At 51.4% G+C, this 13,327-nt stretch carries 10 protein-coding genes; 8 read left to right on the plus strand and 2 right to left on the minus strand.

All coding sequences use genetic code 11. From position 1 onward, the window contains the following. Positions 1 to 162 precede the first annotated feature (162 nt). Complete coding sequence (gene folD, locus BQ5453_RS01505) at positions 163 to 1,038, minus strand: bifunctional methylenetetrahydrofolate dehydrogenase/methenyltetrahydrofolate cyclohydrolase FolD (protein WP_071121855.1); 876 nt, start codon at positions 1,036 to 1,038, stop codon at positions 163 to 165. 224 nt (positions 1,039 to 1,262) lie between these two features. Then, positions 1,263 to 2,612 carry a signal recognition particle protein gene (gene ffh / locus BQ5453_RS01510; protein ID WP_071121856.1) on the minus strand — a complete coding sequence of 450 codons (1,350 nt, stop codon included), beginning with the start codon at positions 2,610 to 2,612 and terminating at the stop codon, positions 1,263 to 1,265. 91 nt (positions 2,613 to 2,703) lie between these two features. On the opposite strand from ffh, the gene BQ5453_RS01515 reads away from it, so the two are divergent. From BQ5453_RS01515 to BQ5453_RS01550, 8 genes are all read left to right on the plus strand, one after another. Further along, the gene (locus BQ5453_RS01515; protein ID WP_143033253.1) at positions 2,704 to 4,302 is read left to right on the plus strand and encodes a DUF6057 family protein; all 1,599 of its coding nucleotides are present in this window, start codon (positions 2,704 to 2,706) and stop codon (positions 4,300 to 4,302) included. A 32-nt stretch (positions 4,303 to 4,334) separates the two neighbouring features. Beyond that, positions 4,335 to 5,837 carry a TolB family protein gene (locus tag BQ5453_RS01520; RefSeq protein ID WP_071121898.1) on the plus strand — a complete coding sequence of 501 codons (1,503 nt, stop codon included), beginning with the start codon at positions 4,335 to 4,337 and terminating at the stop codon, positions 5,835 to 5,837. Positions 5,838 to 5,991: 154 nt separating this feature from the next. Next, complete coding sequence (locus tag BQ5453_RS01525) at positions 5,992 to 8,613, plus strand: mechanosensitive ion channel family protein (RefSeq protein ID WP_235860007.1); 2,622 nt, start codon at positions 5,992 to 5,994, stop codon at positions 8,611 to 8,613. A 246-nt stretch (positions 8,614 to 8,859) separates the two neighbouring features. Then, positions 8,860 to 9,243, plus strand: coding sequence for a 30S ribosomal protein S12 (rpsL, locus tag BQ5453_RS01530; protein ID WP_022101246.1), 384 nt, complete (start codon positions 8,860 to 8,862; stop codon positions 9,241 to 9,243). A 296-nt stretch (positions 9,244 to 9,539) separates the two neighbouring features. Continuing rightward, positions 9,540 to 10,016 carry a 30S ribosomal protein S7 gene (rpsG, locus tag BQ5453_RS01535; protein WP_022101247.1) on the plus strand — a complete coding sequence of 159 codons (477 nt, stop codon included), beginning with the start codon at positions 9,540 to 9,542 and terminating at the stop codon, positions 10,014 to 10,016. A gap of 24 nt (positions 10,017 to 10,040) precedes the next feature. Further along, positions 10,041 to 12,161, plus strand: a complete 2,121-nt coding sequence (fusA, locus tag BQ5453_RS01540; protein WP_071121858.1) for an elongation factor G — start codon at positions 10,041 to 10,043, stop codon at positions 12,159 to 12,161. Between the two features lie 111 nt (positions 12,162 to 12,272). Then, positions 12,273 to 12,578 (plus strand): 30S ribosomal protein S10, encoded by a 306-nt coding sequence (gene rpsJ, locus BQ5453_RS01545; protein WP_022101258.1) that lies wholly within the window; start codon positions 12,273 to 12,275, stop codon positions 12,576 to 12,578. Between the two features lie 151 nt (positions 12,579 to 12,729). Next, complete coding sequence (locus BQ5453_RS01550) at positions 12,730 to 13,293, plus strand: hypothetical protein (RefSeq protein WP_071121859.1); 564 nt, start codon at positions 12,730 to 12,732, stop codon at positions 13,291 to 13,293. Positions 13,294 to 13,327: the final 34 nt, after the last annotated feature.

The raw sequence follows: 13,327 nt of genomic DNA on the forward strand, positions 1-13,327 counted from the left end.
GTAAGGGACTATTCCTACAAGGTAAAATCTACATATAAAAAGCCGTTGGCGGAATTGGTTGACACATTGCTTGGTCAACCAATTCCGCCAACGGACTATGTAAAACAACTGCGGACGGGCTTACGTGTGCAAATGCGGCCACACATTAGCGGCATTCACCCGCTACTCTCCCTTAGCCGCCTGCAGGGTGTTGAGCATGAGCATGCAGATGGTCATAGGACCTACCCCACCCGGCACGGGGGTGATGGCGGAGCACAAGGGCGCCACGTGCTCAAAGTCGACGTCACCACTCAAGCGGAAGCCCTTGGGACGTGTAGCATCGGGCACACGGGTGGTGCCCACGTCAATAACGACAGCACCAGGCTTGACCATGTCGGCCGTGACAAAGCCCGGGCGGCCTATGGCTGCTACTATGATGTCGGCCTGGCGGCACTCCTCCTTCAGCGTGGCACTGTGGCTGTGACACACAGTTACTGTGGCATCGCCATAAGCCTTCTGCATCATGAGCATGGCCATGGGTTTGCCCACAATGTTTGAGCGTCCGAGCACCACACAACGTTTGCCGCTTGTTTCGATGTGGTAGCGTCGCAACAATTCGATGATACCCTTGGGCGTGGCCGGCACATAGCATGGCAAACCTATGACCATGCGCCCCACATTGACGGGGGTGAAACCATCAACGTCCTTGCGCGGGTCGATACGTTCTGTTACCTTTTGCGCATCGATGTGTGCGGGCAAGGGCAACTGCACAATGAAGCCGTCAACCGTTGGGTCCTGGTTGAGCCGGTCTACACAGGCCAGTAGTTCTGCCTCCGTCACATCGTCCTCGTAGCGAATGAGTGACGATTGGAAACCACAGGCTTCACAGGCCAGCACTTTGTTCTTTACATAAGTTTCGCTGCCGCCATCGTGCCCAACAAGCACTGCGGCCAGATGCGGACGCTTGCCGCCATTTGCCACAATGCGCTTTACCTCTTCGGCAATCTCTGCCTTGATGATAGCCGCTGTGGCCTTTCCGTCAATAATTTGTGGTGTCATAGTATTTTTAATGTGTTTGATTACAAGTGTACGGTTAGCGGGGCGAAGCAGAAGATCGGTTAACGGGTTGACGGGCTAACGGGTTGACAAGTAAGCATGCTTCTACATTCGGCTTGTCGACAACAGAGCCTTGATGAGCAAAATAACTTGTTAACCCGTTAACCCGTCTCTACTCGTTAACCCGTCAACAGGTCAACCCGTTAACCCATTAACCGGTCAATTCTTTAACGTGGCATTCCCGGCATACCGGGCATTTTGGGCATGTGAGCCATCATGCGGCCCATTTTTGAACCAGTGACCATTTTCATCATCTTGCGAGTTTGGTCGAACTGCTTGACAAGGCGGTTAACCTCCTGAATGGTTGTGCCGGAACCCTTGGCAATGCGGTTTTTGCGACTTTGGTTGAGCACCTCGGGGTGTTGGCGCTCCTTGGGTGTCATTGACAGAATGATGGCTTCGATACCCTTAAAGGCATTATCGTCAATCTCAACGTCCTTCAATGCCTTGCCCACACCTGGTATCATCGATGCGAGGTCCTTGAGGTTACCCATCTTCTTGATTTGCTGAATTTGGGCAAGGAAGTCGTTGAAGTCGAACTGGTTCTTCTGAATTTTGCGTTGCAGCTTGAGTGCCTCTTTCTCGTCGAACTGCTCCTGCGCACGTTCAACCAAGCTGACGATGTCACCCATGCCGAGTATGCGGTCGGCCATACGCTCGGGGTGGAACACGTCGAGTGCCTCCATCTTTTCGCCCATACCCACAAACATGATGGGCTTGTCAACCACGGTGCGGATTGACAAGGCTGCACCACCGCGGGTATCGCCATCGAGTTTGGTGAGCACCACGCCCTCGTAGTCGAGTCGGTCATTAAACTCCTTGGCCGTGTTGACAGCGTCCTGACCCGTCATGGCATCTACTACAAAGAGGGTGTCGTCGGGGGTGATGGCCTGCTTGATGGCGGCAATCTCTTTCATGAGTTCTTCGTCTACAGCCAAACGACCGGCAGTATCGACTATCACGGTGTCGTAACCTTTGGCTTTGGCCTCCTGCACACCATCGCGTGCAATCTTGACGGGGTCTTTCTCGTTGAGGTCCATGTAGATGGGCACCTCAATCTGCTCAGCCAACACACGCAGCTGCTCAACGGCAGCCGGACGGTAAACGTCGCAGGCCACGAGCAGGGGTTTGCGGCTCTTTTTCGACTTGAGGTAGAGGGCAAGTTTGCCCGACAAGGTGGTCTTACCAGCACCGTTCAAACCGGCCATCAGTATAACCGACGGACGGCCGCTAAGCTTGAGTTCGCAAGCCTTTCCGCCCATAAGCGCTGCCAGTTCGTCGTGCACGATTTTGACCATGAGCTGACCTGGCTTGACACTCGTGAGCACGTTCTGTCCCAAAGCCTTTTGCTTGACCGTGTCGGTGAACGACTTGGCTACCTTATAGTTGACATCGGCATCGAGCAAAGCGCGACGCACATCTTTCAAGGTTTCGGCCACATTTATCTCAGTTATCTGGCCTTCGCCTTTCAATATTTTGAAAGACCGCTCGAGTCTTTCGCTTAGATTTTCAAACATTTGGGGATTTCCTGTTATATTTTCGCTGCAAAGATAGTGCTTTTCTCTTTCGTTGCAGTATCTTTGCACTAATTTTTAATACTGTAACACTGTGAATAAAATACGTAATAGGCAGTCTGCTGCACCACAAAGCACAACCGCTGCACCACGAAAGGCTTCGAAACACTTTGGAGCCTTAAAACCTTGTGTGGCGCGGTGGGCTACATACATTGTGGGATTTGCAGCACTTTTTTTGTTTTTAACATGGGGCTACGGCGATGTGCTGGCCCGAGCTGAACAAGAGAGTTACATATCAGCCTCAGCCGACACCATGCACGGCTTGCTGCGCTTGCCCATGGGCGGCATTTATTGGGTGGGGCGCTGGGCCTTGCTCGTCTACAAATGGGTGTGGAGCGGTGCGCTCTGCATGGCTGCGGTGTACACGCTGACGGCTTGGCTGACCGACCGCGCCATGCGCTTGCCACGCCAGTGGGACGGCATAGGTTTTGTGCTGCCCGTGGCCCAACTGGGCTGGATTATGTGGCGCGGGGTAAACCTGTACTACAAAAACGAGCCGTCGCTGTTCATCATAATAGCCCTGGCTGTGCTGGCCGTAGTGGCTGTGCTGGCTCTTGTGAGCTGGCTGATTACACGCAAACAGGCTAAAGCCGAATTACCCGCACGGGTGCAACCATGGGGCATGCTGGTAGCATTGGTGCTCTGTGCCGGAGCTACCGCTGTGGCACGTACTGCCGGGCAGAACACGCTGCTTACGGCTAAAATGCAGCTGATGCAATGGGACGCCGACTGGGACGGCATGATTGCCGCCGGACGCTCGGCCAAACAACCCACACGGGCGGTGGCTGCCTACTATGCTGCGGCACTTGAGGAGAGCGACCAACTGCTTGAGGGGCAATACGACATTCCCTATGATTTTCCGAAACTTAAGCTTGACAGCCTTGACGGCAACGAGGAGTATGGCTTGTTTGAGTCGGACTGCAACTACCACGCTGGTCTGCTCAATGCAGGTTACCGCTGCGCCATGGACAAGGTAGTGATGGGCGGACCGCGCCTGTTTTACTACAAGCGCATGGCGGTGTGCGCTCTGCTGATGGGCGAGAAGGCACTTTGCCGCAAATACCTCACCTTGATTGACCAAATGCCACTTGAGGGGGCTTTTGTTGAAAAATATTGGGCCATGCTTGACAACCCGGCTTTGGTGAAGGACGATGCCGAACTGCAACATGTGCTGTCGCTCGACCCGAGAGAAGAGCGTTTTGAGCAGAACTACCAACAGCCCTTGTTCCTTGGCTACAACATAGGACTAAACTCGGGCACCGATGCCACACTCATTACATCGGCAGCGGCCTGCCTTTACAGCAAGGATTTGCAATCGTTCCTGGCACGTGCACAAATTTTGGCGCAGAAGGGGGCGTCCTTCCCCAGTGCCATGCAACAGGCTCTGGCCATACTGAATGTCAAGAACCATGGCTTGCTGCAACAGTTCCCACAAGTGGGACAGTTTGTGCCCGGCGAAATCAGCTCGTTCTATATGGACGCCAAACCCTACATGGGCAAGAAGAACCGCTTGAAGCTGCGTCACGAGCTGCGTGAGCGCTGGCTGGGCACGTATGTGTATTATTACTACACCGAGAATAACGACCCCGACCAGGTGGTCAAACCTAAACAGAACCAATCGCAGGTGAACTGATGTGTCACTTGGCATGCTTTCAAAAGAACACAATGAATATACATCATATATATAAATGTGTGGCCACGGGCCTTGTGATGGGCTGCATGGTCATGTTCAACGCTTGCAAACCGACGGCAGTGGTGCCAACTGAGGCCACAAGCGTGAACGAAACTGCTAAAATATACCCCGACTACCGCGACATTGTGGTGCCGCCCAACATTGCGCCGCTTAATGTGCAGGTAAAGTCGGCAGGCGACGAATATGTGGGCTGCATCGAGGGTGCAGGACGCCAGGTGCTGGCCGCTGCCGGCAAAGACGGTGTGTTGCAATTCGACTCGCTCGAATGGAAACAGATGCTCAACGCTGCCCGCGGAAAGGACCTTGACGTGACACTCTACGCCAAGCGCGAGGGCGAATGGGTAAAGTTTCCGTCGTACAAAATCAGTGTGGCACAGGAGGACATTGACCGTTACCTGTCGTACCGACTGATTGAGCCGTCGTATGAGTTGTACCGCCAAATGGGATTGTATCAGCGCGATTTGCAGGGCTTTGACGTGCAAACTGTCTACGAAAACAATGACAAATACGACGACAAAGACAACCATTGCGTAAACTGTCATAACTACCAAAATTACAGCACGAAGCGCATGCTGTTCCATGTACGCGCCAAGCATGGCGGCACAGTGTTTATTGAGAATGGCAAGGTGGAGAAACGCACCATCAAGAGCGACTCCATACTGGCCGGCGCCACCTACCCCACCTGGCACCCTACGCAGAACTGGGTGGTGTTCTCGTCAAACCAGACGGGACAGGCTTTCCACATACGCAACCACCAAAAGATTGAGGTGGTGGACTATGGTTCGGACCTCGTGTTTTACGATGTGGACAAGGGCGAGGTGTCGAACATTCTGAAGACGGACGCCGACATGGAGACCTTTCCGTGCTGGGCACCCGACGGACGCAAACTTTACTATACATCGGCACACGTCGAGGCGTTTGCCGGCAAAAACGACAGCGTGCGACGCGAAATTATCACACACATATATAAGGACGTGCGCTACAACGTGATGAGCATGACTTTCGACCCAGCCACCCGCCAATTTGGCACACCCCAGGTAGAGGTGGATTGCGCCGCCATGGGCAAGAGTGCCGCCGTAACACGCGTGAGTCCTGACGGACGCTATTTGCTGTTTACGTTGGCGGACTACGGGCAATTTCACATTTGGCACAAGGCTGCCGACCTGTATGTGAAGGACTTGCAAACGGGCAAGGTTTACCCGCTCACCGCCACCAACAGCAAGGACGCTGACAGTTACCACACATGGAGCTCTAACGGACGCTGGATAGTGGTGGCCTCGCGTCGTGACGACGGGTCGTACACCCGCCCCTACATTGCTTATTTCGACCGCAACGGCCAGGGACACAAGGCCTTTTTGCTGCCGCAGCTCAACCCTGTACAGAACATATTGCTGCCAAAGAGCTACAATGTGCCCGAACTGACCAAGGACGCTGTCAACACAAAGGGCATAAAGGAGGCTATTTACAAGGACTGATGCCCGCATCGGGTGGCAAGATTAATGGACTGCTTTCGCGCCACCTGTCTTGTTTGCTTTAGCACGAGGATTTGCACAGGTCGACATACTTACCCTGTCAACTTGTCAACCCGTCAACCCGCTCCCGCCAAAGACTACAACAAACTATTTGTACATGAACATATTACGCAAACGACTTGACGTCATGCTCAAGGTGTGGTTGCTGGCAATAGCTTGCTGCCTGCCCCTGGCATCGCACGCAGTGCTGAAGGAGAAGGACCTGGCCGCCACACTGGCTGTGCTGCGAGCAGAGCTGGCCAACACATATAACGAACAGAAACAGAACATCGCACGCTACAATGTGATAGCGCAGATGCAGCACAAGCAGATGATATCGCTCATGCAGCGCAGCGACCAAATAGGGCTGATGCTGTACTCGCAGAAACAGGACTTTACGTTTGACATGACGTATGCCTGCCACGAGGCCACATCGCTCTACCACGAGTTTAACAAGCGCAGCATGCCGTACCAAAAGATTTTGGACCGCATCAATACGGAACTGAACCGTTACAACGCGCTTATCAGTTCGCTCCAGACCATTCCGCCCGCTGTGGCCGGCAACAACGCGCACCCGCAAGTGCCCGTCAAGGGCAAACAGCCCACGCCGATGCTGGTAGGGCCTATTGGCGGCAAGCCCGCCCCCAACGGCGCTACGCAACCCTTCATGCTCAGCAAGCAAGGACAGGCCGACCGCGACTCGTGCCTGAAGTATGCCACCGCCCTGCGCGACAACCTCGACCGCATGAAGCAGAGCGTGGTGCAGGACAACCAGCACTACAAAATGACAGCGGGCAAGCTGAGCAAACTCAACGACTATGCCTTGCAACGCTATACTGCCATTCAGCACAACATTTTCATTAACGGCGATGCCAACTACCTTGAGATTTTGGGCCAGTTTTCGCGCTATCTGCAAATGGCCAAGGCCGATGCCAACGAAAAGTACGACGTAGAGAAAGTGCAGGACAAGAACAAGCAGCACAACGTAGAGTCGCAATGGCGCGGACCTATCGTGGTGGGTTTGAGCATCTTTGTACTGTTCTACATTTTCGTAGCCTCGCTATTGAGCAATGTGCTGGTGCGTTGGCTTGTACCAAAACGTTTCCGCACCGAAGAGTTTATGAAGAAAAAGGTGTGCCTCATTCTGGCTGCCGCCATGATTATCTTTGCCATATCTATCATGGTGTGCCGCACATTTATGTACCACAACTTCTTCCTCATGGCGTCGAAACTGCTCATTGAGTACGCATGGCTGCTATGTGTCATCTTTGTATCGCTGCTTATTCGCATCAAAGGCGACCAAATCAAGAGCGGTTTCCGCATTTACACGCCCATTATGCTGATGTCTTTCGTAGTCATCAGTTTCCGCATCATCTTCATACCCAACAACTTGGTGCAACTGATTTTCCCGCCCATACTGCTGGTGTTCACCCTGTGGCAATGGAGCGTTATCAGACGACACAACAACAATATTCCGCGCAGCGACATATTCTACACCTGGGTGTCGCTCACCATCATGGTGGCATCGACCTTTGCCGCATGGTACGGCTACACGCTGCTCTCGGTACAAATATTGATATGGTGGATGTTCCAGCTGGCTTGCATACAGACGGTTACCTGCATCTACGACTTGCTGGCCGTGTACGAAGAGCGCTATCTGGCCAAACACATTGGCGAGATTGCTAACAACAAGGTGGCACGCCTCAACATATTGGAGGCTATACGCAAACGGCACGAAAAGCATATCAACCAAACTTGGCTGTACGACTTTGTAGCCATGTCGGTGGTGCCTGTTATGGGGGTGTTGTCTATTCTGCTCTCTATCTGGTGGGCTGCAAACGTGTTCGATCTCACCGCCACCGTGACAAGCATCTTCATGTTCAATTTCTTGAACGTGCCCGATGTGGTGCAACTCTCACTGGCCAAAATAGTAGCGGTAGCATCACAATACTTCGTTTTCCGCTACCTCAACTATCTTATCAAGGCACTCTACCACAAATACCACAAAAGCAAAGTGGTGGTCAACGGAAAGCCCAACTTTACGCTGGCCAACAACATCATTGGCATCTGCGTGTGGGGACTCTACGCCATCATATCTATCCGCTTGCTCAAAATACCTTCAACCGCCATCTCAGTCATTTCGGCAGGTTTGGCCACAGGTGTCGGCTTTGCCATGAAGGATTTGCTCGAAAACTTCTTCTACGGCATTTCACTCATGACCGGACGTGTGCGCGTGGGCGACTTTATAGAATGTGACGGCATACGCGGCAAGGTGGACAGCATCACCTACCAAAGCACACAAATTGTCACCGCCGACGGCTGCGTAATAGCGTTTCTCAACAGTTCGCTCTTTAGCAAGAACTTTAAGAACATCACCAAAAACCACTCTTACGAAATGGTGAAAGTGCCCGTTGGCGTGGCTTATGGCGTAAACGTGGACGAAGTGCGCACAATGCTCATTGACGCAGTAAAACAGCTGCAAGGCAAGCAGGCCGACGGCCGCGACATCATCAGCTCCAAGCAGCCCATCAGCGTGGTGTTTGACGAGTTTGGCGACAACAGTGTCAACCTGTTCGTAACCTACTGGGTGCTCGTCGAACAAAAGTTTGTCATGACAGGGCGCATAAAAGAGGCCATCTACAACACACTCAATGCCCACAACATTGAGATACCCTTCCCGCAACGCGACTTGCACATACGCTCCGTCGAAACCGTGCTGCCCATCAGCAACAAACAATAACGCCGCCCAACGGCACAACAACACAACAGTCCCTCCGCACCGGTACAGCCAATGCAAACAGTTGCGCTGCGCCAAACGGAGGGGCCGTTGCCGAGAAAATACGAAAAAGTTGCTGACAAAGGCACGCTTTTCGTTGGTTATTCCGATAAAAGTTGCTACCTTTGCAGCCCGAATGGTGTAGTGTACACCTACACCTCTTACTACAGCAAATAATAAAACAATATATAACAATAAAAAAACAAAGAAATGCCTACTATTCAACAATTGGTAAGAAAGGGCAGAAGCGTAGCAGCCGAAAAGAGCAAGTCTCCGGCACTCGACTCATGCCCCCAGCGTCGTGGCGTTTGCGTGCGTGTGTACACCACCACACCTAAGAAGCCTAACTCAGCTATGCGTAAGGTAGCCCGTGTGCGCTTGACTAACTCTAAGGAAGTTAACTCTTACATCCCTGGCGAAGGTCACAACCTGCAGGAGCACAGCATCGTGCTCGTACGCGGTGGTCGTGTTAAGGACCTCCCTGGTGTACGTTACCACATCGTTCGCGGTACACTCGATACTGCCGGTGTTGCCAACCGTACACAGCGCCGTTCTAAGTACGGCGCAAAGCGTCCCAAGGCCGCTAAGAAGTAATTCTTCTACACTATCTTGAACAGTGCAAATGTGCAAATGTGAGAATGTGCAAATGTTGAAAGCTTGACAGTGATTTGGCGCTGCAAGCGTATAACGTGTAACACACCATTCCATATTTGCATATTTGCCGTTTCAAGCCCCCCCCCCTAAACAAAACGATGACAGCATGCGCCACCAAGGTGCGTCTGCATATACACATTTTATTTATTCACACTTGGTTTGCAGCGGTTGAGTAAACTCCCGACGGGGAGTTGAAGAACTGAATTGCAGCCCTACTAAAACCAATTTTACTCAAAATGAGAAAAGCTAAACCAAAGAAGCGCGTCATCCTTCCCGATCCCGTATTCGGCGACGTAAAAGTTTCAAAGTTCGTTAACCACCTGATGTACGACGGCAAGAAGTCTATCTCTTACGAAATCTTCTACAACGCCCTCAACATCGTAGGCGAGAAGATGAAGGATCAGGAAAAGAGCGCCCTCGAAATCTGGAAGGCAGCCCTCGACAAGATCACTCCCCAGGTAGAGGTTAAGAGCCGCCGTATCGGTGGTGCCACATTCCAGGTTCCTACTGAAATCCGCCCCGACCGCAAGGAGTCAGTAGCCATGAAGAATATGATTGCCTTCGCCCGCAAGCGTGGTGGCAAGACTATGGCTGACAAGCTCTCTGCCGAAATCATGGACGCTTTCAATGAACAGGGTGGTGCCTTCAAGCGTAAGGAAGATATGCACCGTATGGCCGAGGCCAACCGCGCATTCGCTCATTTCAGATTCTAATTTCAATTGAGAATACATTAAACGATGGCAAAGCACGATTTACATTTGACTCGTAACATCGGTATCATGGCTCACATCGATGCCGGTAAGACTACAACTTCTGAGCGTATCCTGTTCTACACAGGTAAAACTCACAAGATTGGCGAGGTACACGATGGTGGCGCTACCATGGACTGGATGGCCCAGGAGCAGGAGCGCGGTATCACTATCACCTCAGCTGCCACTACCTGCCAATGGCACTGGAACAACCAGATCTACAAGATCAACTTGATTGATACTCCGGGACACGTTGACTTTACTGCCGAGGTAGAACGTTCACTCCGCGTGCTCGATGGCGCTGTAGCAACTTACTGTGCAGTAGGTGGCGTTGAACCCCAGTCTGAAACTGTATGGCGTCAGGCTGACAAGTATAACGTACCACGTATCGGTTATGTAAACAAGATGGACCGCTCAGGTGCCGACTTCTTTGAAGTTGTACGCCAGATGAAGGCCATTCTTGGCGCTAATCCTTGTGTAATCTCAATTCCTATCGGTGCCGAAGAAAACTTCAAGGGTATCGTTGACCTCATCAAGATGAAGGCTATCTTCTGGCACGATGAGACAATGGGCGCTGAATACGAAGTAGACGAAATTCCTGCCGAACTCAAAGACGAGGCTCAGGAATGGCACGACAAGATGGTAGAAACTGCCGCTGAGTGCGACGAAGCCTTGATGGAGAAGTTCTTCGACGATCCTTCTTCTATCACTGAAGAGGAAATTGTGGCCGCTATCCGCAAGGGTACCCTCGCCATGGACATCGTTCCTATGACTCAGGGTTCTTCATTCAAGAACAAGGGTGTACAGACTCTGCTCGACTACGTATGTATGTTCTTGCCCTCACCCCTCGACACTCCCAACATCGTGGGTACAAACCCCGAAACTGGCGAAGAGGAAGACCGCAAGCCGAGCGAAGAGGAACACACTGCAGCTCTCGCATTCAAGATTGCTACCGACCCCTATGTAGGCCGTCTGACATTCTTCCGCGTTTACTCTGGTAAGATTGAAGCTGGTTCTTACATCTACAACACCCGTTCACGCAAGAAGGAACGCGTTTCACGTCTGTTCCAGATGCACTCTAACCACCAGAACCCCGTTGAGGTTATCTCAGCCGGTGATATCGGTGCAGGTGTAGGTTTCAAGGATATCCACACTGGTGATACACTCTGCGACGAGGACGCACCTATCGTACTCGAATCTATGGACTTCCCCGATCCCGTTATCGGTATCGCTGTTGAGCCTAAGACTCAGAAGGACCTCGACAAGCTCTCACAGGGCTTGGCCAAGTTGGCTGAAGAGGATCCTACCTTCACCGTTAAGACTGACGAGCAGAGCGGCCAGACCGTAATCTCAGGTATGGGTGAGCTCCACTTGGATATCATCATCGACCGTCTGAAGCGTGAGTTCAAGGTTGAATGTAACCAGGGTAAGCCTCAGGTTAACTACAAGGAGGCTATCACCAAGACTGTTAACCTCCGCGAGGTGTACAAGAAGCAGTCGGGTGGTCGTGGTAAGTTCGCCGACATCATCGTTAACGTTGGTCCTGTAGACGAAGACTTCAAGGAAGGCGGCCTGCAGTTCATCAACAAGGTGACTGGCGGTAACATTCCTAAGGAATTCATCCCCTCAGTACAGAAGGGCTTTGAGAACGCCATGAAGAGCGGTGTGCTCGGTGGCTTCCCCTTGGACAGCTTGAAGGTTGAGTTGCTCGATGGTTCATTCCACCCCGTTGACTCTGACCAGTTGTCATTCGAAATCGCTGCCCTCCAGGCTTACAAGAACGCTTGCTCACAGGCTGGCCCCGTGCTCATGGAGCCTATCATGAAGCTTGAGGTTGTAACACCTGAGGAGAACATGGGTGACGTTATCGGTGACTTGAACAAGCGTCGTGGCCAGGTTGAAGGTATGGAAAGCAGCCGTAGCGGTGCACGTATCGTTAAGGCAATGGTTCCTCTGGCCGAAATGTTCGGTTATGTAACTGCCCTCCGTACCATCACTTCAGGTCGTGCATCAAGCTCTATGCAGTACGACCACCACGCACCTGTATCTTCAAGCATCGCCAAGAGCGTGCTCGAGGAAATCAACGGTCGCGTTGACTTGGTTAAGTAATTAGCCAACACTTAGCAAACAACATTTTACTTTGATTGGGAGCGGGATAACGAATGACTCTTATCCCGCCCGCCCAACAAAGTGTTTCATTACAAACAATTATAATACACAATGAGTCAGAAAATCCGTATTAAGCTGAAAAGCTTCGATCACACTCTCGTTGAAAAGTCAGCTGAGAAGATCGTGAAGAATGTTAAGGCCACTGGTGCCGTAGTGAGCGGTCCTATCCCCCTCCCTACTCGCAAGCGCATCATCACTGTTAACCGCTCTACCTTCGTTAACAAGAAGAGCCGCGAACAGTTTGAGATCTCAACTTACAAGCGTCTTATCGACATCTACAGCTCAACTGCCAAGACTGTTGACGCTTTGATGAAGCTTGAGTTGCCTTGTGGCGTTGAAGTAGAAATCAAGGTATAGTACCCTGACTACTACATCATTCTTTCAAACTAAGGAATGCAAAAGTCCCTCATCGACAATAGAAATACTCTCTTGTCAATGGGGGACTTCGCATTTTATATGCAACAACAAAGAATAACCTTATACCAGGAATTTAACCAAAGAAGAATTTATGGAGAGAACAGAGCTTTTTATATGCCAATGTTTTGATGTCAGTCATCAGTTAATATTACAAACTCTTGAAACGGAAGAAAACGAGGAGCGTATCGTTTATGGAAACTTTCACCTTGTTCATCTCGACTTTTGGGATAAATTGAAAAGTGCAACAAAATATATCTTTGGCATAAAACGCGAGGACGGCGATTTTGATGCGATGCTGTTACGCCCAGAGGACGCTGGCAAACTTGAACAATTCGCCAATTACTTGAATGCCAATACCTCGACTGACAACAAGGACACCACTCCATCGCTATTCACTTTCTGCAGTAAGGACAATGTCTATAACGTGAACTATGATACCCATAAAAAAACGTGCTATGATGGGAGCATACAGACACATTCCGAGTTGTCAATATGCGTGTCGATGAAACCGGGAAACGTGTTTTACAGACTCTATCGAGTGACCAAACATCTATTGGGTTATTGCTCATGCTATGGCGATATCGACTCTTTTGAGTTTAAGCAGGCAGATGCTGAAAAACTTCATCGTATGGTTAAGGGAATGAGAGCGTGTTAGAACACGAGCACTAATGGGGGCGACGCGTCTCGCG

The organism is Prevotellamassilia timonensis, assembly GCF_900106785.1.
Classification (GTDB): domain Bacteria; phylum Bacteroidota; class Bacteroidia; order Bacteroidales; family Bacteroidaceae; genus Alloprevotella; species Alloprevotella timonensis.